Raw genomic sequence first — 20,669 nt, forward strand, 5'->3', positions numbered from 1 at the left:
TTGTTATTCTGAAACTATGTTTGACCATGTCGAAGGGAACTGTCCTGTTTTCCACATTCTTACCCTTGCCTGCACCGTTTTGCCGACAAAATAGCTGCTTGTTATATTAGAAATACCGCCACCGCCACTCAGCAATGACCAAATCCCTGGGCTGCTACTGTTGGTAGTAATCACGCCGTTTTCGTCCCAAGTATACCACGTAGATGTACCGACCTCCCTGAAGCTATATTCGTAGCCGTCTGCTCCATTATATGTAGGAGACAATACGGTAACCCTGATTTGATTTGAGGCAATGCGACTAACCGATATCGAAGGCGTATTGCCCATTTCGTAGGATACCCCAATGTACTGCCGTACACCATTATTCTGGTTTCGGTAATTATTGAAGGCTTGCACCATGAGGTCATGCCCATTTGGTGAAGCCTGATTCCACGCCGCAAAAAGCGTGAATTCATTTTCCACAGGGTGTGCCGTAGGCTCAGCCAAGGCTCGGGCAAGGTGACCGCTGTTTTGCAGAGCGCCTGCAACCTCGCGAATAAAATTGCTAACATCGGCCGTAGCTTTTTCTTGTGTATCTTCTGGACTTTCATAGACAAAACCAACCCTCCATGCGCCGTTATTCATGCTTCTTGCCATGGCGGCCGCCATAGCGCTTGCTGTGCTTACATTGTCTTTTCGAAAATACTCCACCGAGAAAAAACGGTTTGTGGCCTTTTTTCTGCGCGTGTACATTACCATGTCGTGAAAATCCCGAAGCTCACCGCTCCAATTGGAGTCGTGGTTGCCACGCATACCCCGAAAACCATTCGTGAACCGATTATAGCCCATACTGTTGCCCTTAAGCTGATAGCCTTCATTGATCCAACTTCCAACATTCCACTGAGAATCATCCCAGCCAGACATGATTGAAAGCATCAGTTGACCCATGGCATACATCTGCTCCGTGCGGTTTACGTAATCGACGTATCCAGGATAAGAAATCGTAGAGTCAGGAAAAATCTGGGCTTCTTGATTTGTATTAATCGCGAATTCCCATAGCGACATTTTTCCAGTGGTCCAGTAGGTATTGTACTGCGCCTTAAAAGCAGCACAAAAACGGCGAAACAGCATCCATGGCGGACTGTCGAAATTATCCATTTTTAGGCCAATGATCCCACCAGACGAGTTCTTATCCATGTACCCACCCCATGCGGCTGTTAAATCTGGCGTGTCAGCATTTGCGGCGAATGTTGTGAGCGAATAATCGCTCATATCAGGATGCAGACGAACAATTAGCCTTAACCCTAAGTCATTACACACATAATTAACAATAGTGTTGATGTTTGTCCAGGTCCACGTCAGCGCATCGGCATTAAACGCCCCTGCTGATGTGTAATTATTCCAGACCTTATAAGGCGCAAAAGCTAATTGAATCTCCTTAAGTCCTGCATTTTTCGAAGCCAACGCAGCTCCTTTTATGTGATCAATTTTCCACTGTGTATAAGACATTGTGTAGATTACAATGTAGTGCGGAAGCGACTCATTGTAATTAATCGCTTGCGCACGTGTTAGGGTAACGGGTGGCGGTGGCGGCGGTGTGGTGGGTGGCGGTGTGGTGGGTGGCACATACGCCTCGTCAAACGTTCTAATAATCGCCTGAGCGTTGTACTGAATGTTGTTAATGTCGCCACCCTTGAGATTGGCCAAATAGCCATACTCCTCAAATTTCTGGATGTCACGAAACGTACTTTTTCGCACCCGCAATTTGCGGAACATGATAATACTATTGCCCGGAATAGAAATGTCTACAAAAGGCTTTGGCGAGCCGTCCGCATTGAAAAACAGTTCTTTTCTATCCTCGGCAAAGTAGAAGTTATGAAAAACGCTATTATCCGTTTCAGCTTCGCTATCGTACCACAGTCCATTGGTTGCTTTGCGTGGACGAAATTTATCCATTTCAATAATTTCATACACCCGATTTTCTCCCACCGTCTCCGTCTCCTCTGAGCCAGCCCAAGGCGACGAAAGCCCGTCTTTGGTTACGCGCACTTCCACCCGAATGAGCTTCCCCGCAAAGAAATCATTCGATAAGTTAAGCTCTCTCGTGCTACCAGCAGGGTAGGTAGAAGCGTAAGCATCTGCCTCGTTGGTCGAAAGCCCGCCCGAAATTGTCCGATAATACCAAGTCCCCGTACCGACCTGCTTGAATCGAAAAGTGTACAGTTCGGTATCGCCAGTATTGTTATCGGCGAACTGCGTAATCAGGGTATTGGTGCTTAACGCAGGGCGGATAAGAATCACAGGAGCAGCAGAGTTAGGCACGTCGGCCGCGTTGGGCGTAGAAGCCGTAGCGCGGTTGGATAGCTCGCTGTACACCCCGTTTTTCTTCGAACGCATTTCGAAAACGAAAGTGGTACCAGCGTTCAACCCGTTAACATCGATTGTCCGAGCCGAAGCCGCAGGCGTGATGTTGGTCAGCAGGGGTAAGATGCTGTTATTGTTGGCGTTGTCGACCACCCCACCAAACACCTCGAAGGTGTCGGGGTCGGTTGTTAGCGTCCATGACAATCGAATAGTGTCAGAATCGACATTCGCGGCCGAAAGCACGGGCGCAACCAATGGCGCCACTTCGAGTGGCACCAGCCAAGCGGTCGGCACTACGTCATTCACGTTGCCATTTGTATAGCCCAAACGCGCATAGGAGTCAGCGTTGGTCTGGAGATATTCGATCAGAATCGGCACCTGCACGTCGGCCGTCATGGCGCGGCTGAAACCAACGCTTCTTAGCGTCGTAAGCGCCCAGGAATCAACGACCAATGCCCCACCAAAATAGATTCTAAATTTGGCGTTAGCGTCGAAATTAAACTGAAAATTCCCCGAAACAGGTGTCTTAATGAAGCCGCTCCAACGCGCAATGTACGCCCCTGGCGTTACATCCTCCGAAGGAGCATCCGCGGTGAGGTCGAAATCGATCACCGTATCCACGCGCCCTTCAGCGGCGGTACCGAGCGCGTTGATATCCTCGGTGTCGTAATAGTTCGCCCAAAGTCCCGAAGTTGGTGCGGTATTGGTTAGTGTGGTAGCGCTGTCTGTGTCCCACGCGCTATTGTCTGTACTGTTGGAGGCTCTAACGCGGTAATAATAGGTTACGCCAGGCGATAAGCCTACTTTATCTTGATAGCTCGTTACGTTGGCTTCCACGGTTGCGATTTTCACCGCGTCGGTAAATCCTGCGTTGGTACTGCGTTGGATTTCCTGTACAGATTCGTTGGTGGCATTATCTACCCATGCAAGATTAATCTGCGTAGTAGAAACTGCTGTGGCCGTCAGTCCAGTTGGTGCATTAGGAGCTGTAATTGTAGCCGCCGCAGGTTCGACGGTTAAGAATAATATCCGCTGTTCGCGGCGCTCCATGCCCGCAATCGTCCAGATGAAATCCAATGAAATCATCACCACCCCAGCACTAGTGGGGGTGCCTGAAAGCGTAAGGTTTGCCCCCGAACCACCGACAATGGCTCCCGCAAACCCCATCCAACGTCCCGATGCTGTTGCTGCGATTCGCTTATTTTCAGCACCACGTGGGAAAATTAGCGAAATATCCTCAATCACGGTGCTGTAAGCAACACCCTCTTTTGCATTAACGAGCGCTACCGTAGTGGTATAAGCATCGGTTAGGTCAGCCGCTACGGGCACACCTTCTGGTCCCAAAACTATAGCATCGCCTGGTAAGGCATTGTGAAACAGCGAAACGTCCAATTTGTTGAGCAACGTAATTGCCAACCCTTTCACGTCCGTGATTTCAGGAAGCCATTCAGCCAGTTTATACTGCGCCACAATCGCCTCAATTTCCGCCTTGATGAAGTATCGGTCGTCATGGATGTGGTTTTTGAGGGCGTAGAGCTCCAGCCGATTATTAAGCTGCTCAATCGTCGCAAAAACATCCGAATCAATCCGCCACTTTGTCATTTCTTCTCCCTGCGCGGGGATGGTGGCGTGCGCCATAGTAGTTTCCCCGTCAGCGAAGCTGTATGCCTGAAAATGCACAATGCCATTATAGTACGATATTCTCAAGAAGCCTTTTCCTGTGAGGTTGGCGGGGCCATCGGCGATTTCTGCCCAGTCTTCGATGTAATAGACGTACGATCCATTTATGGAAGCTACGTGCTGGCCTTCGTCTAATTTAGGGATACCAGAGAGCACGTTATAGGCAGGCAACAAGCCCATCAAAATATCATCCTTGCGAATAACAAACTGCTGAAAATCAAACAGCTTTCCATTGCGAAAACGCCCCTTCAGTCCAAGTTGATTACCTGCCTCGTCGAACTCATTTATTTCTGCCGAGCTAGGGTAATACCAGCCGCCGGGGTTTGTCTCTTCGTCGATTTCCCAAGTACCATTCACCTTGCGGAGAACGGCCGCAAATCCATCATCGTCAGTGAATTCGAGCCGAATATCTACGCCATTGGTGAAGCTTTCAAGCTGTCCATGCGAAATACAATCCCCAGGAGGATACTCAAAACCCGCCCACGAATCAGCATCCAACCGCCAACTTCCGTTTTTGGTGATGGCCAGAAAGTCAATCGGGTCGGTGATAACTTCGCGCTTGAGGTAAGCGTCAAGTTCCGACTCCACATCCTCAATCAAATCGCGCTCAACCTGACGCTTTCTATCCTCTGAAATTGCGGTGTATCTTTTTGCCATTAGCTTATAAGGATGTAAGTGTCAATATCAATTAAGAGCTCCGTAGTTGAGAGAGCATAACCGATGGGCTGCCAAACAAGACCCACCTCATCGGGCCCCTCCGTAGAAATACCACCCGGTTCAGTCCAAGAAAGAAAGTATTGTTCTCCTGGCACCAAATCAATGTAAGTTTTGATGCTATCAAAGCGAGGTTCGACCGCCTGTCCAACCTTGACAGTTTTGTCGATGTAGCCATGGGCAACATGGTCTACGTCGGTGCCAATGGCGGGACGCATTTTAGAGACACCGCCATCGTCGTAGATATTTACCAGCATACCTGCCCAGATGTGCTCTGACGCAACCACCTGCGCTGCGCTGGTAATCTGTATTTTGAAAACATCATCCACGTATGCCGCAATGGAGTCTGTGTAGCGCACGGTAATCGGGTAAGAACCCGTTGCGCCAGTTGGAGCGGTGCCAGAAATAATACGCGTACCCGAATTGTAAGAAAGCCAACCCGGTAGGCCAATAACGGTTACGCTATCAATTGTACCATTGGGCGAGGTGGCATTGTTGGGGGAAAGTAGAATTTCAATCGCCTCCCCATAAGCAAAGGCAATATCGGCAATGGGCGAAGCAACAATCGGGAGAGAGCCACCACCACCACCTCCACCACCCGTTCCGGTCAGCGTTTCAAATTCGGCCAACAATTCAGTGCGCAAATCGGCCAATAGTTCATCTACTTGTGTGATTGAATAGAAGTCGGAAAGTAGAATTTCGAACGATTCATCACTTTCGGTCAAAAAACGAATCAGCGGCACGCCGTCAACATCCGTGTCGGTTTCACCGCGCACGATGATAGCGTCATCGGCATTTGCGTTGAATATGCTTCGAAAATCAGCAAATGTGTGAGAAGCAAGAACCTTGGTGACAACCAGCGACATAGTGAGTAATTGAAAAAACAGATGTTTTCAATGCTCGGACAAAAAAGAAGGGGTTTGGTAACCCGCTTGGTCAGAGCAGGTCGCTGGTTGCTGGTGAACAAAGATAGAAAAGTTATTAATTTTAAATACAACAATTGATGTATTTTCTATCCGAACGCGCTCATTAAACAGTTTTCGGCCGCAAGCGGTACGGGATTGGATTCAAACTGTTCAAACGTCCATCCTTCATAATCGTCACAGTTTTCCTGTTGTTGGTTTACCAGCGAGGCGTAAGTTCTCAGGAGTTTTACTGACGACTTTCCCGTTTTTTTCTGCCTGCGAATCTCCCATGGATAGCCGCTTATGTCATTCCCTTCAAGATCGGGAATGGTTATAAATCCGTAATCGGTTTCGTCATTATTCCATCCTCTGACAGCATTACGGATGGCGTTAAATTCAGCCTCGGTGAGCCTACATTCAAATGTGATCCATTTAGGTACATAGATACGTTTAGCGCGGTTGGCATTTTCGATGCTAATGTCAGCTTTTTCAGTTAACAGAAGTCGGTCAGGGTTTGATGCTGGGAATGCATCGGTGGTTTTGAGCTGCGTAACCAAATCACCATTAAGCTTGGTAAAGGTATTTTTATACACTTCGGCCACACTTTTGTAAGCCGAACTAGAGTTTAACCATGCTGCGTGGTTGAGTAGGTTCTGTTTTGGGGTTCGACGCAAATTGTAGGATGTTTCGGGTTCCAATAGGTTTTGAACCGTACTAAAATTCTCGTTCTTTTCAGCATACCCCGCAAAGTCATAGGGTTGAATCGTGGCGCTGGCCACCACTTCACCGGTGGCAAATCGGTCTAGTACAATCACCGTCTGCACTCCAAAGTTGGTAATCTTAACAATGGTAAATACGTCATTGTGGTGAGTTGTGCCCGAAATGCTAAGTTTTACGCCGACTTCACAAAATGAGGGCTTGACAGGCAAAAGCAAAAGCGGTCGACCCGCAAATAATAAAGGATTTTTGGTAAATGTTGCCGTGCCCACATAAGACGGGATAGCAGGATTGACGCTGATAATAAACAAATCATCGTCGTAACGCGTGGAGTCTTTGGGCGTGGATTCAAATTGCTCTCGGCGGGTGGCCTCGATGGCGTAGCCCGAAGCAATCAGGTTTGAAGTTGCTTGGTACCGCCCATTTTCTGTTTGGATGGGTGTAGAGTATTCATGATAGGCGTTGAATTCGTCAAGGTAGTTTAGGCCCTCATCCAGATATTTACCGTAACCAATTTGGATATTGGAAAATATAAGCTCTTTGGCCGTATCAATAACCAAGTTTGACACCTCATCAATTTTAAGAATCTCCCCACCTTTATAGAAATACTCCGCCTTTTCCATGCGTATGATGGGCACTCCGCTCTGGATTGTATACTCGTATCCTACGTGAAAAATGGCGTTAATATCTTCGACGATTTCTTTAAAAGAGCGTTGAATCCCTTTGTCGAACCGCCGTATTTGAAAGCCATTCGTTTTGAGATAGTTGGCGCCATCGCCATCCGAAGGGTACAACTCAGAAGATTTTCCAAAAAAGGAAGAACGGAAACAGTTGTTTTGTCCAGTAATTAAACGAATGGATTGTTGAATGGCATCATAAGCCAAAAGGCCTTTGGTGGGAGACTGTACATTTCTGGAAACTCCATCAATCTGCATCGAAAAATTACTACTGACCGCTTTCAGCGATGTAGAACCAAGCTCATTGGCCCCGCTATAAGTGTATTTTATTTCAATGAATAAGTATACATTATCGCCTTGCCGAATCTCAAGCGCATTTGTCGCCGTGCCATCAACGGTAAATCTGACATAAAGAGGCCCGTAATAAAACCCATCAGGTTCGTTGTACTTTCCATCCCCGATACGGTAACGGGCCAAAATGGCCGTTTCTCTTTCGTGCACCAAATAAGGCTGTGCCGTGAAATTGGTAATGGCGGCACGGTTCAAGGAAAATTGGCGCTGTTTTAAATTTAAGTCGCAGGTAACATTCAGTGCAACGGTTACGGTGTATTTGCCATCCGAGAAGGCTTTCCAAAAAGGATTTTTATCGGCTACGGGGTCAGAGAAGGCAATGCCGAACGGGTTGTTGAAGGTGGTTTTTAGGTCGTTTTTGGTGGGACTTGACAGGTTGGGCATTACATAAACATCGCTATCGCCCATCGTTAGTGACTCTGCTGTATCAGTAGCCGATGTAACCTGATATATCTCCCGAAATGCTTTGGAGTGCAGAATGGTAGTTTTGACAACAGCGGGAGTAACCGATGTGCCATCCAGCGCCACCGAATCCAATAAGTTCACTTTTGTATCTGCTTTGGCCTGAATGCGGTTTTGTAGGGTATCGGCTTCCACGTCACATGTGACCACGCCCGCCGACTCACGAAAGGTGTTCATGTTAAGCTTGCCTACGTGTTCAATGATTCGGGTTTCTTCATCAATAATGGCCCCGATTTGTAGAAGTACTTTGGCATCTGAACCCTGTTCTTCGTCGATGGATTTAAGGATGGCTTTACCGGCTGGGCAGTCAGAAGCCAGTTTGAAATTATCCAGTGCTTCATAGTTGAAGCCATGCCATTGCGGATTGCGGCTGATGACCATTGAAACATCATCCCATGTGGTAGGCTCTTCAATATCGGTCGTGAGACTTGCGCCGCCCAGGCTGTACACCAGTTGGAAGAAAGTGGGGTACATATCCCGAAACCCATCAATGGTATGGGGCTGACCTAAGTAGTCGAATATGGTAGATTGCATAAAACCAAAGCGTTAGAAGGTGCTTTGGTCGCTTGGTTGCTGGTAGGGCAAAGATATAAAAAAAGACTTTGTATATGGCCTTGGCTAAATTGAACTCATTCGCATAAGATCAAAATACATTTGTCTTGTTGGCTCTGATTTATCACTTTCTGTTAAATATGAAAAACCCATTTTTTCATAGAAGCCCGTTGATTGAGCATAGGCATCAACTGTGATAAATCTACATCCAGTCTTATTATTATGGAAAAAGGAATACTTGATGTAATCAATTATAAAGGTGCCTATTCCTGCTTTTTTTACACCCTCGCATACGGCAAGCCTACCTATTTTTACACATGGATAAGTTTTATAATGCTTTCTATATGGAATTTTACGTTGAATTTTATTTCTTACTTCTTTAAAATCTTCAGAAGTAAGTTTGTCATTTAAGACACAAAAATAACCCAAAACAGCGTCATTATCTTCATCTTCAACGATATAGGTGACGGCCAGTAATTCATTTTGATAGAGTAAGGAGTCCTGATAAAAAAATTCGTTTAAGTCTTTGTCATCACAATCAAAGATTTTGTCTTTGAGGGGATAACTATTACTTAAACGAATTAGGCGAAACTGGCCTGACATGGAATATATATTATCGAATGCTAATCTACCAATTTGAATTTATTGAAGTTCTCCCGCATTCTTTCCATTTCAGTCCGGGACAATTTTGTCTTTTCTGACTCAGCAATGTTTTTGGCAAAGCGAGCCGCGTCTCTACCTGTTAAAACAGGTGTTTCCTTTATTGGTCGTGCCATAATTTAGAATGGTTTAAGTTTTAGCCTGACCCTTAAATCAATTATTGATCTTAAGCAGACTATTAATTGGTTATTGTATAAAAACTGTGCTAGTGTCGTTTTATGCTGCAAAATTACTAAGTAAAAATTAAAAGTACAAATGCAACACATTTGCAATCAGTTGATTAACAGTAAATTACAACAATTGATGTATTTAACTTGACACAGCTATGTACAGCTATGTGCAGCATTTTGCGGCGTTTTAGAGCAAGTAAAGCTGATATAGTGGTCGACCGTAGCTGATGGTGTTATGTTTCGTCACAGAACAAATTAGACAGTCCTATAGTGATTTAAAAGGTACCGGTAGAAGTATAGATGCAAATCCATGTGCAATTCTTATTATCGCAGGGTAAACACCCATTTTAGCAGAAAAAATTTTTCTAAATTTTTCTAAAATTTTCATATTTAATACGTAAAACTTCGGTAAAAGCATGAAAAATGCCGCTGACATTACGGCATTTTTCGCCATTAAAACCCATGCCTCACCTTCCGATAAGTCACCACACTGTTCAGTCTACGCTGGCGCTCCCATACACCATCCTCATCAAAATGTGTCTCGTTGACAGGTAAATTACTGACTGCACTGGCCACCGTCTGCCCGATGCGGTCGGCATTGAGATTAAGCTGCTGAGCAATGGCGTAATTCATATTCATCTGGGCTTTTTGCTGAGACAATTGCAGGTTTTTGGCCATGAGTGAGGGTATTTCCGAACGGGTGATGACAGTGTTAAGCTCCTGTGATTTGTATTGGTCGGCCAACATCCGCGACGTTTCGGCAGCGGTGTAAATTTTATCCCCGCGTTTCAAAGGTACAACCGATGGTTTTTCGTGTAGGAAATACTTACCCTGAGACTCGTGAAGCTCAGCTCCTTCCTCGGCCACCAATGCTGGACCTTCGGGAGCGTAGCGCGTTCCTTTTTTGAAGGCGGGTATTTGTTTAGCAAGAACGTTTGCTAACTGAAGGGCGCCAGTTGCACCAGCAACCACAGAAAGCGCAATACCAGCAGGACCTCCGGGATTGGCCAACATGGAAATGATGGCAGATGCGGTATTGACTCCGATTTGAAAAGCGGCCATTGCTTTTTCCGCTACAGCCTGACGGCGTCTGATTTCGGCGGTTTGGCGGGCAAATCTTTCGGTGATAGCTGCTTTCGCTTCCTCATTTTCGCCCGCTAATGTCAATTCGTATTCCTGTTGCTTTTCTAGTTGAATCAGCTTCTTTTCCTGAATAGAGGCGTACAAGTCAAACCCCGCCTGCGACAACTCCAATGCAGCCTGTGCAATTGAAATTTGGATGCGTTTTCTTTCTTCCGCCTCCCGTTTAAACTGATCAATTTTAAAATCAATCTCCTCTTTGGCTCGTTTTTTTCGATCTTCATTACCTTCCCGTTCCGCCTCTTGTTGTTCAATTAAAAGTTTTTTCAATTCATCCTGTTCCTCCTTCTTCATGCGCCGCAAATCGGTCGAAAATCGCTTTTCCAACTCCAATCGTGTAGTGTAACGGGTACGAATTTCCTCCAACAGGTCGTTTTTCTTTTCCGCTTTTGGCTTATTAATTTTTTCAGTAGGTACTTTGCCAGGTGAAATATCACTCGTATCGGTATCAAAAACATTTTGCGAGCCCCACGCCTGTAAACCCTGCTTAAAAAACACGTTATCCAATGCCTCTTTTGTCTTTTTAATTGACGAGGGAATATCATACCCCAACTGCTTGGACATTCGCTCCAAAACTTCATATAGTTGATACCATTTGCGCACTTCTTTCTCAGGAAGGTCAATTACCCGCCCCTCTTTTGCATCTTTTAATGCATCATCCATTAACACTTTGGAAAGCTTTTCGGATTCCTCAACGAATTTTTCAAGCTGAGTGAGCTGCTTTTTATCGGCCTTATCCTTCCCCTTTTCGGCCTTAGCCCGTTCATCGGCCAGCGCCTTTTCTTTCTTGAGCAGTTGATCATTAAGAATGATAATCGTATTCAGGCGTTTGTACTCCTCATTGGCAAAGTCTAAAAGCTCCTTTTTCTTTTTGGGGTCATATTTGCCATCAAAAAGCTCGTACTCTTGTTTGGCTTGCTGAGCGGTTAAACGCTGCATATTAATTTGCTGCGCGCGTCCAGCGGCATCTTTACCCTCAAATGGCCCGTAATAGTCAAGTCCCTGCGCTTGCTGGCTTCGTTGCTGAGCGGCATTTGCTATCTGATTAAAAGAGCCCAGATTGCCGGTTCCCACAGCAGCGCCAAAAAGGGCCATTGTTCGTAAAAAACCCTGTTCTTTGGCCAGTGCCCGCCAGGCTGAAATGGTATCGGCAATTCCTTTGATAATGCCGCCAAAAAAAGAACTTACCTGTCCATCCCTTGCAAACTCATCAATCAAAAGCGAGGTTTCGTTTTTCAGACGGGTCATTTGCCCGGTCATTGTTTCTAAGTTCTTAGCCGCCTTGTCTCCGTAGGTTTTTTCAATTTGCGCGGCCACTTTTGGCAAAACATCCTCAGCATACACCTTACCATCCTTCATCATCTTGTCAAGCTCGGCAGTGGTAATACCCATGGATTCAGCAAGCAATCTGAACGCCCCGGGAAGACGATCCCCGACCTGGCCTCTCCACTCTTCGGCCTGTATTTTGCCCTTCGACATGGCCTGCTCGATTGCTTTTAGGGTCCCTTCCACATCTTCATTGGTCAGCGAGAGAGATGCGCCCATTTTAACAATGCCCGAAAATATATCCCGTACTTTTTGGCCCTGCATGGTAGTGCCACGCGCAGCGGCCTCCAATTTGGTGAAGGTTGGGTACAGCGTTCCGATGGCAGTACCTGTATCGTTGGCCAGTTTTTCAAGAAAAATAAGATTGGAATTGAAGCGCTTGGTAGAACCAGAAGCCACCTCCAATGCGTTACGATACCGCTGAAAATCGTTGATGACTTCAAAAGTTTTAGTTACGGCTGTCAGGGCGCTGTCTACTCCAAACAGCGTTCCTGTCAACATCAAGAAGTTACCACGCAAGCCATTTAATGCACTGGTGTAATTTCCAACATTTCGGTTGTGAATGCCCATTGAGGCATCCATCCGCTTTAAAGCCGCATCGTTCTGCTGAATTTGGTACAGCAGTGCCACCGCCTCTTTGTTATTTTTGTTGATTTTACCAGTGTTGAGGTCAAAGGCGTTGTCCAGATTTCGCAGGCGGTTGCGAAATTCATTTGTTTCTTTGGAAAGGCGGGCGTAGGAGTTTACAATACTACCCAAAGTTTGATTGGCCGCTTTCAATGTGGCATTTTGGGCGTCAATAGCCTGCTTTGCCAAATTGACCTTTTGGGCAATCTGTTGCTGTTGGGATTTAAAGTCGGCCGCTTTGGGGTCGAGTTTGTCGTATTCCTGACGCAAAAGCTTTAGAGAGCCTTTTAAATTGTCAATGGAAATACCGTTGGCGTTTTGGGCGTCAGTAAGTGTGGCAATGATAGATTTTAGCTCCTCATGCCGTTTGATGGAGTTTGATAACTTTTCTGATTGTTGTTCAAACTTTTGATTGGAGCCAGATTGGGCGAGATTAAGAGATTTTATTTCCCGAATTAGGTCGGTTATCTCTTTGGCGTAAGAGGAAATCGCCGTTTTAACAATATTGCTACCATTGGCGGTATTGGTGACAAATTTCTGGTATTCGGCATCAATAGAGCCAATTTTCTTTTCGAGGCCCTCGAAATCGAAGAGTTTTTGATAGGAAATCATTTGCCAAAGCGTTAGAGGTTGCTTTGGTCGCTTGGGGTGTAGTGGTCAGGACAAAGATATAAAAAAAAGGGGCTCATTTAAAGTGAATCCCATTGGTATAAACCGCATCGGATGTTCAGTCGCCCGAATTTTTGGTTTTATTTATTTCATCCAAGTAGAAATCTACCTGTTTTTGATATTCTTCCTCGGTTATTGCGCCCGATCTCAATTGGAATTTTAATATATCAATTTGACCTTCGCTAGCCAATACAATTGTCTTTTCAATTGAACTGATAAGTTCCTGCCTTTTTTTCTCAAGATCACTGCTCATTTGCTGTAAAATTTAATTGTGTGTTTTCGGTTACGCATCCAACCATTTATTTACTTCATTGTCAAACTCTTTATCGGAAAGGTATCCGGAATCGTGCAGTCGATTTAACTCATCAATCCACTCCTTTCGGTTTATCGCAATCTCCCTCTCTGCTTTTAAAATAAGATCGCGACGCTCTGACTCAAACAAAGCCACATGTCGATTGTCTTTGGAGACGATTTTCAACTCATCCTTATAAACCAACTCAGTTTTTGTCTTCAAATGACGAAGGGCCTCGTCGTATTCCTTACGGGTGATGCGGTCATCCGGTCGCATGAAATTGAGCGAATAAATCAGCAGTACGGTGACGAATAAAGCTAAAAGCATAATTGTATTTTTTAAGCTTAAGTCATGGTAAAAAGTTAGGGCGGTCATCCAGCAAGCGACCGCCCTAATCAATTTCATTGACCTCAAACTAAGTCGTAAATTTATGGATAATTTGTCAATTATCCATTGGGTGTTTTTGGTTAAAGGTATCGAGCCAATCGTCCACTATTGAGTCATATCGAATTTCGTCCGGCATATCAAAAGATTGCATATTTTCGTCTTTTTCTGCAAGTTCGCCCAGCCATTTCAACGCGTCACTATCGTTGTTAAATAGTACTCTTATAGACTCAATTAGCTCTCTGCTTTTGCTTTTTATAATATCTGCATTTTCCGATATCTTTGATATTGAAGAAAGTTCTTCAATTAATCTTTCGCTATTGGCAATTTTTTTTTGTGTCAATACTCTTACGTTTTCAGAGTCATAACAAAGGGGCGAATCTTCTTTCATTGAAAGAGCAACTTTATACGCATCTTCATAAGATCTATATTCGTGAACATGAATATCTAAAGCTGTTTTTGACCCGCAACAAAAACCACTGGACTTATCAATTATTCCGCCAATAAAAAAAGCATTTTCGGAAATAAAAATTTCATTCATCCTCATTGTTTTAATTGCAATTAAAAACACCCTCCCCTCTAGTCCTTTTGTGATTTGCAAAAAAATCGTAAGAAGCCTTTCTTTGCTACCAAAGGTATATAAATCAGGTTCGACACTATCCAGCCTAAAATGTGTCAAATAATTTGCTTTGTCTACGTTTTTGAGGCCCATCGTATTTGTGTTTAAGTGCTTTATTTATTTTAACAAAAATACCAAAAAATTAGCAATAATTCAGCTCAGCTTCAGAATTATCAACGAGCCCAATTCGGTTGATATTCAGCGAAAGTGTCGGGTCGTATTCCAGCCTACCAATAGCGGCCAAATTGGGTACATGCTCAATGCCATTGATATAGATTTTACTGTGCTGTTTGAGGGCTTCAATGGCCTCATTGGTGTCTTTGTCAGCCGGTGCAAAGGTCAATGTTCGCGTCTTTTTGGAGTTAATGGAGTAGGCTCGTTCTTTACCAGTGGTTTCAGCCCTGTATACTTCCCCGTCAAAAACAGTTTCTTCAGCATTGTCCAAAATGGGTAAACGAAACTGCTGATAAAAACTCGGCAAAAAAGCGTAATAAACGCCGAATAAATGACTTTTTAGGTCATTTCGAAACTTCACTACCACCGTATTAAGCCTCAAATAATCGGCGTCACTGATCACCTGTACAGTATTGGAGTAGTAACTGCCGATGCGCAGTTGATAACAACCATCCGCAACCGATGGGCCAATAAAACTACCGTAGTTATGAAACTTTATTCCATCCTGAATGGTGAGCACACTTGCTGTACCGACATTGGTTACAAAAACACCCGCCAACGTGTACAGTTTTACATCCACAGGACTCGCACCGCCAATGGCCACAAAGTTGGGTGTATTGATGTAGAAATACGATGTTTCCCCCGTCACCAAAATAGGCATAGGATTATCGGCCTCATCGTCTTGTAAAGGGTGGGGGATGGGTACCAATGGCTCCGCATCGGCATTAAACCAGCGTAAGAAATTATGTCGGTTGAGTTTCATCGGGCGTTTTTTCGTTTCTGTTTTGATAGAATTCCATCTTGGTCAACAGTTCAAAGGCGGTAAGCTCTCGGGCATTTTTGCAGCCATTTTCTTCCAATATGGTCAGGGTATTTTGAAAGGCTTTCAAGTGTTGCACCAATACGTTTTTAGGGTGCTCTGGCGTGAAGATTGGAGGTTTGTCGGCACGTAGAAGACTTATGAACGCCGCCCTTTTTTCGGCCTGCGCTTTTTGGTTTTCGGGGTCAATGACACATTCACCCGCCGCAACAACGTATTTACGTCTTCGTTCCATTCGGGAGACGGATTGTCTATCCATTCGCTTTCCGTGCTCAGGAAAGAAGTGCTTGAGCTCTGATTCGAGTTTTTTTTTACGTCTTCTAAACTTTCGTTCAGAATAGCGGCCGTCAGCCCGTCAGCCGAACATCGTTCCACAATTTCCATCAGATAATCATGGTCGTAACTTTTCAACGGCTCACTGTCAATGGTGGCAATCAGGCAGGCCCACGCACAATGCAATGGATTGAAATTCATGGCCATGTTCTGAAGCGTGTAGTCGGCATTTTCTAACTCAATAACAGCTCCCGCCAAATCGTCCGACCGCAAACGAAGAATAGCTCCTGAGTAGTGGCGTCGCACATCTTCAATGGTTGAGCCAGTCCCTGATTGATTGATAAGGTAATAATTAAACCAGTTATCGGCCACGGCGGGCATTGACATAGAATCCCACAGGTCCAGCGTCAGGGTGTTGAGCTTAATTTTTTTCATTTGTCAGAATGATTCGGGGTAGAATATAAGAAACAATCACGGCGCAGATAAGCCCCGCAGCGGCAAGCGAAAAGGCGTAGCTAAAACTTAGTGAGGGTTTGGTTTCGTACCAAAGACAAATCAGGCTAAGCCAAAACGAAAGGCAGAAATAACAGGCTGGCTTTTTGAGATAACCTTCCAGCTTGGCAATCACCTTCCATTTGTAAGCCAAAAACAGTACACCCGTACAAAACAGGGCAACGACAAAAACGAGTGTGGCTAAGTTGAGCATGGAGAGTAATATTTGGCGGTAAAAGTTAATTTCATGGCGGCATAAGGGTATTTCAGATAGCGCACGTCGACCTTTGAAACATCATAGCCGCGAAATACTTCCATTGGCTCATCGGTGTATTCGTCAAAGGACTTTAGGCAAGAAAGGCGACGTAGCTTTTCCATCAGATCGGCCTTTAGATTCTCTGTGTATGGGTAGTCCGACTTATACATAAAATTGAGAGCGCCCAGATTGGCCCATACAATTATGGACAATGGCCGATTTGCCTCCGTACGAGCATTGCGACGCCCAACATCGCCCTCGGGATACTTTTCAGGGCCTTCGATTTTGATAAATGCCTGTGAGACTACAAAGTCATTTTCCAAAACACCAAAATATTCCCCTTCACCAGTATAGGCAAATGGAAGCGTTCTGGGTTTGTCACCAAGGCCAGTAACTTGTGACCAGGCACGTCCATAGACATGCTCAATCCAAACCACATCACCCAACAGGTCGGTGATTTTCTGAATCACACCGTCAATTCCTACGGCATTGGGAATTTGGGTGATGCTAACGGGGCTCTTTGGGTGCATAAGTGTCAATTTTTTGCTCAAATTGTTTTACCAACGTTTCTTCGATAATTTCCGAGGCTTCATTAATATTTCTATCGGTAAGCCCTAGAATCTCCTCTCCGTATTTACCAACCAGTGCGGGCGTTTTGGGGTCGGTGGCATCCATTTCAAAGGCGTTTTGATGGGTTTTCACAAAAATACTTCTGTGAAAATCCCCTTCGTCTTTTAGTGTAACGCGGTCGGATGGTTGATTCTTAGCCTGCTTGACGGCTACGGTGAACGGCACGTACGGCGGCGTAATGCGCTGACCGTTCGCGCTTAGCCCGGCATTGAGTTGGTCGGTGTTGAGGTCTTCGATTTCTGCTTTGTGGGCTTCGACCGAGGCTTTGACCATGGCCGCAATGTCGAGGGAGGTTAGTCCGTCCAGAAGTCCGATAAACGCTTTTGCTACCATTTTGCATAGATTTAGATGGCTCCGGTTCTGACCGCATACCCAGCATCATTACACGGCAAACAAACACCCGAAAGTCCAGAAAAATCAAAGCTCAGGGCATCCACAACCTTTTCTAGTTGCTTGTGCGGGTTCCCGTATTTATTGGACTCCGACGAAAGCTCAGTAAAGGCGAGATTGGACGCATCCCCCGCGGTGGTATTGTTGCGAAGCGTGAACATGATTTCTTGCAATAGATTCACCTTCAACGTTTCAGCGATGGCCGAAGCAAAGTTTCCCTTTTGCCGAATTGCCAAATCGGTAACGTCACAATGAATACCAAAAATCAAGTTTAAGCCCCAATTGGTGTAGTTACAAAACTCCATATCGGCTTCCATCCATGTCTGAGTTTTGTCTTCCTCCAATAGTCCAACCGTCACGGCAATTGGGCGCACCGAAATGTAAGGCGACCAGAATGAGCGATTGGTGGCGTTCGGGTGGCCACAGCCCGCGCAGTCGCTACCCAGAAAGTCCCAAATGGCGCTGTATGCAGTCCCAACCAAGTCGGATTCATAATACCCAATTGTATAATAAGCATCTGGTGAAAATACCAGATTTGGGTTTTTGGCCTCAATCTTAAAATCAAAGTATTGAAAGCGCTTAGTGTTGGAATAGGCGGCCGTAACAGTACCCAAAGCGGCATTTTGTGAACTATGGTAGAGATAAAGCGTTAGGGACTGGCTGGCCGACAGTTGAACCCCAACCTTTTGTAGAATCATCAATACATCTTCATAAGTACCTTTGATTTGAAACCCTACAAATCGGCCCTGTTTCGCAATTGTCGTGGCGCCTTCTCCGTAAAAAAGCTGCTTTTCGGTAAGCAGTGATTTGTATGCACCAGCATTCTTCTTGTTGGTCAATAGCGTATTGAACACGCTTGATACGGAATCGGCATACTTTCGGCGCAGGAATTCAGCTAAAAGGCTGGTTGGCTCCCACCACTCCGAATCTTCCTCCTCTACGGATTTGCCAATATTGGCATCTTGAAGTGACTTGTAATACTTGTACACTTTGGCAACAACTTGACCTTTTTTGTAGGTGGCTGCATCGCTGTATTCTGGCGTTTTAGTAAATGGGTTTGCCTCCATGACAGCCTCAATGTTGCGAAGCGTCAAAAGTGGGTGCATTCCGTCGATATACAACCCGCTCGTACTTGTCAACAGGTCGGCCGTAAGCGCAGCGTCGTTATCATCAAACGAAGGTCGGAACCCTACCAGGCCCACCATTTCGGATTGAATGTCTTTGATTCTAATCATTGAATTGATTGGGTTTTAACAAAATTCCCCCGCCACAACGCGGACGGGGGAATGTGAACTAACTGTTCGTTCTACAAATGGCAAATCAAAAAACTTACGCCGTTGCCGAGGCCTTCACAACCACCGAACGGTTGGTTGTTGAGCTGTACGCTTTAACGGCGGCAAAGTCGGCAGCAAAATCCCATTGACGGACATACACACGCTCAAAGCCTGCACCATAGGTGCCTGAGAGGTCTTTGTATTTGCCCGTAAACAGTACGCCCCATTTCATACCGAATGGGTCCACCCACGTAAACATGAAGCGACCCTCTTCGTAAGAACCCTCACCAGTTACGCCACCAGACTTCGAACGGGCATCGTGTTCGACGTAGTTCAAAAGCCCCAGTGTTCCTTTCGGAGCTAAGTAGTGAAGTTCTACATCTGAACCAGAAGGAGCAATACCTGTATCAAAGGATATGTCAAAGCCCGCACCGAGCATTGAAAGGTTTTGTCCCTGATATTGGCCCATGGTTTTGCGGTACAACTCTTGAGCGTACGCTCCAACGTTTGCAAAATCATGGTAAGGACCAGTCAATTGCATCTCACGCAAATAAGCGGGCATCTTGATATAAAAATCGTTGATGGCAGCGGTTACTTTATTGGTTGAGCCATTGATGGTCAAACCCAAAATAGATGTTGCTGGCAACGCCTGGTTGATTGACGCCTCCAAAAATGCAACCAAATACGCCGAAAGACTGTCGCTGTCGGTACCGTACACGGCACGCAGGTTGTTTTCCAAATCAAAAGCCAATTGCTGAGCGGCATCAAACCAGTTGGATGCGTTATAAGCACCTACTGACACAATCGAAAATGTACGCGTAAACCAGTTTAAACCCACAACCGCCGATTGCGACTGAGTAGGCGTAACATCCAGCGCACGTACTGTGCCGATTTCGGGGTCAAAGCGCTTTAAAACAGCGACTTCAACGGGGCGTTTCGGGTCACGCATTTTCACGAGCTCGCTTGCGCGAACTACGCGGTTGGTACCCTCCATGAATCCTTGTACGATTCCCATTTCTGGCTTACGGAGTTCATCCTGTTTGAATGTATCCGTAGCAATGGAGGTACCCTTTTGAAATATGGTTGCATCTAAAAGAGCCATTGTACTAAAAAGTTGACGGTTAGAAAATTGATTTCGTTTCCGTCGCTTGTGGTTGGTCGGTTGGTCGCCTGACTGGCCTTTGATGCACTGTTTTGATTACGCTAAAGTGGGGTTCACTTTCTCGTATTCAGCAAATTCTTTGTTAAATTCTTCGCTGCCCTGCGCTATTCCTTGTTCAGCTAATGCCTTCTGGAATTCAGCAAACGGCACGCCGTACTTTCCACCAGAACCGCCAGTAGGATTACTACCTGTTCCGCCCTGTTGGTGAGAATTGGGAGCCAAAAGCGGCCCGTAAAACTGCTTGGTGATTGCATCTACACCGAGCGGTTTGCCAGCGGCATCGGCCAGCGCTTTGCCATCTTCCCCGTAAAAAGCCAACGAACCGTCTGAGGTTTCTTCGGCTTTCATACCCAAAAGAGAAGCCCGAACTAGATTTCTTTGCGCCTGTCGGTAGGCTTCAATTTCTTCGTTGGTCTTCAAATGGGCGGGAACAGCAATGTTCAAAGAATTGATATGAGCGTCTATCGTGGCCTTTTTTGTGCGCTCAAAAAGGGCCTTTTCCTTATTAGCGATAGAATCAAGTAACTCTTTGTTTTTGTCCTCCAAAGCCTTGATGCGCGAATCATTAAGGTCTTTGTCGGTTTGATTTTGGTCGGTCGGCATGGTGATACGTTTTTTTATTTCTTCGGGAAAAAAGTCAAGTTCTTTTATGCCATCGGGCTTTTGAACTCCAAGAACATCAGAAAGGGCTTTGCTCCAATCGGTGTGATTTCGTTTGGTAGCTTCGCCATCTCCTTCTTTTTTGGCATCGGCAATGGCTTTGTCAAAATCAGCCTGTGGCTTAATGACAAACCCTTTGCTGGTTAGATGCGTTTGGATTTCAGCCACTCGGGCGTCAAAAAGCTGATTGGCTAAATCGGGGTTGGCCGCAAGTAGTGTGAGTAATTCTGCTAAGGTCATTTTGCTTGGG

At 45.5% G+C, this 20,669-nt stretch carries 18 protein-coding genes; all 18 read right to left on the reverse strand.

Annotated elements, in window-relative coordinates:
• Nucleotides 1–3: 3 nt before the first annotated feature.
• The 18 genes from DR864_RS00275 to DR864_RS00355 all read right to left on the reverse strand — a co-directional run bounded on the left by DR864_RS00275 (nucleotide 4) and on the right by DR864_RS00355 (nucleotide 20,659).
• Nucleotides 4–4,680, reverse strand: a complete 4,677-nt coding sequence (locus tag DR864_RS00275) for a PA14 domain-containing protein (RefSeq protein ID WP_114065089.1) — start codon at nucleotides 4,678–4,680, stop codon at nucleotides 4–6.
• A complete protein-coding gene (locus DR864_RS00280) occupies nucleotides 4,680–5,603 on the reverse strand; it encodes an Ig domain-containing protein (RefSeq protein ID WP_114065090.1) in 924 nt (307 codons plus the stop codon). Before DR864_RS00280 ends, DR864_RS00275 begins: the two co-directional genes overlap by 1 nt.
• A gap of 146 nt (nucleotides 5,604–5,749) precedes the next feature.
• Entirely contained in the window at nucleotides 5,750–8,383 is a 2,634-nt protein-coding gene (locus DR864_RS00285) for a hypothetical protein (protein ID WP_114065091.1), read from the reverse strand.
• 84 nt (nucleotides 8,384–8,467) lie between these two features.
• Nucleotides 8,468–9,004 carry a GNAT family N-acetyltransferase gene (locus tag DR864_RS00290; protein ID WP_114065092.1) on the reverse strand — a complete coding sequence of 179 codons (537 nt, stop codon included), beginning with the start codon at nucleotides 9,002–9,004 and terminating at the stop codon, nucleotides 8,468–8,470.
• 20 nt (nucleotides 9,005–9,024) lie between these two features.
• On the reverse strand, nucleotides 9,025–9,177 hold the full coding sequence (locus DR864_RS30035) for a hypothetical protein (protein ID WP_205319175.1): 153 nt from the start codon (nucleotides 9,175–9,177) through the stop codon (nucleotides 9,025–9,027).
• Between the two features lie 507 nt (nucleotides 9,178–9,684).
• Nucleotides 9,685–12,936 carry a tape measure protein gene (locus DR864_RS00300; protein ID WP_114065094.1) on the reverse strand — a complete coding sequence of 1,084 codons (3,252 nt, stop codon included), beginning with the start codon at nucleotides 12,934–12,936 and terminating at the stop codon, nucleotides 9,685–9,687.
• 115 nt (nucleotides 12,937–13,051) lie between these two features.
• Nucleotides 13,052–13,246, reverse strand: a complete 195-nt coding sequence (locus DR864_RS00305) for a hypothetical protein (protein ID WP_114065039.1) — start codon at nucleotides 13,244–13,246, stop codon at nucleotides 13,052–13,054.
• Nucleotides 13,247–13,276: 30 nt separating this feature from the next.
• The gene (locus tag DR864_RS00310; protein ID WP_162793478.1) at nucleotides 13,277–13,612 is read right to left on the reverse strand and encodes a hypothetical protein; all 336 of its coding nucleotides are present in this window, start codon (nucleotides 13,610–13,612) and stop codon (nucleotides 13,277–13,279) included.
• A 115-nt stretch (nucleotides 13,613–13,727) separates the two neighbouring features.
• Nucleotides 13,728–14,381 carry a hypothetical protein gene (locus DR864_RS00315; protein WP_114065041.1) on the reverse strand — a complete coding sequence of 218 codons (654 nt, stop codon included), beginning with the start codon at nucleotides 14,379–14,381 and terminating at the stop codon, nucleotides 13,728–13,730.
• A 49-nt stretch (nucleotides 14,382–14,430) separates the two neighbouring features.
• Entirely contained in the window at nucleotides 14,431–15,225 is a 795-nt protein-coding gene (locus tag DR864_RS00320; protein ID WP_114065042.1) for a hypothetical protein, read from the reverse strand.
• Nucleotides 15,206–15,517: a hypothetical protein gene (locus DR864_RS29710; protein WP_162793488.1), complete on the reverse strand. Its 312-nt coding sequence runs from the start codon at nucleotides 15,515–15,517 to the stop codon at nucleotides 15,206–15,208. The genes DR864_RS00320 and DR864_RS29710 overlap by 20 nt, the downstream gene beginning before the upstream one ends.
• The gene (locus tag DR864_RS00325) at nucleotides 15,421–15,990 is read right to left on the reverse strand and encodes a hypothetical protein (protein WP_114065095.1); all 570 of its coding nucleotides are present in this window, start codon (nucleotides 15,988–15,990) and stop codon (nucleotides 15,421–15,423) included. Before DR864_RS00325 ends, DR864_RS29710 begins: the two co-directional genes overlap by 97 nt.
• Nucleotides 15,977–16,261, reverse strand: a complete 285-nt coding sequence (locus DR864_RS00330; protein ID WP_114065044.1) for a hypothetical protein — start codon at nucleotides 16,259–16,261, stop codon at nucleotides 15,977–15,979. The genes DR864_RS00325 and DR864_RS00330 overlap by 14 nt, the downstream gene beginning before the upstream one ends.
• Nucleotides 16,249–16,833: a hypothetical protein gene (locus DR864_RS00335; RefSeq protein WP_114065096.1), complete on the reverse strand. Its 585-nt coding sequence runs from the start codon at nucleotides 16,831–16,833 to the stop codon at nucleotides 16,249–16,251. Before DR864_RS00335 ends, DR864_RS00330 begins: the two co-directional genes overlap by 13 nt.
• The gene (locus DR864_RS00340; protein ID WP_114065047.1) at nucleotides 16,811–17,266 is read right to left on the reverse strand and encodes a hypothetical protein; all 456 of its coding nucleotides are present in this window, start codon (nucleotides 17,264–17,266) and stop codon (nucleotides 16,811–16,813) included. The genes DR864_RS00335 and DR864_RS00340 overlap by 23 nt, the downstream gene beginning before the upstream one ends.
• A gap of 11 nt (nucleotides 17,267–17,277) precedes the next feature.
• Nucleotides 17,278–18,558, reverse strand: coding sequence for a hypothetical protein (locus DR864_RS00345; RefSeq protein ID WP_114065048.1), 1,281 nt, complete (start codon nucleotides 18,556–18,558; stop codon nucleotides 17,278–17,280).
• A 94-nt stretch (nucleotides 18,559–18,652) separates the two neighbouring features.
• Entirely contained in the window at nucleotides 18,653–19,699 is a 1,047-nt protein-coding gene (locus DR864_RS00350; protein ID WP_114065049.1) for a hypothetical protein, read from the reverse strand.
• 96 nt (nucleotides 19,700–19,795) lie between these two features.
• Nucleotides 19,796–20,659: a hypothetical protein gene (locus tag DR864_RS00355; protein WP_114065050.1), complete on the reverse strand. Its 864-nt coding sequence runs from the start codon at nucleotides 20,657–20,659 to the stop codon at nucleotides 19,796–19,798.
• Nucleotides 20,660–20,669: the final 10 nt, after the last annotated feature.

Origin of the sequence: Runella rosea, from assembly GCF_003325355.1 — a bacterium.
Lineage (GTDB): Bacteria > Bacteroidota > Bacteroidia > Cytophagales > Spirosomataceae > Runella > Runella rosea.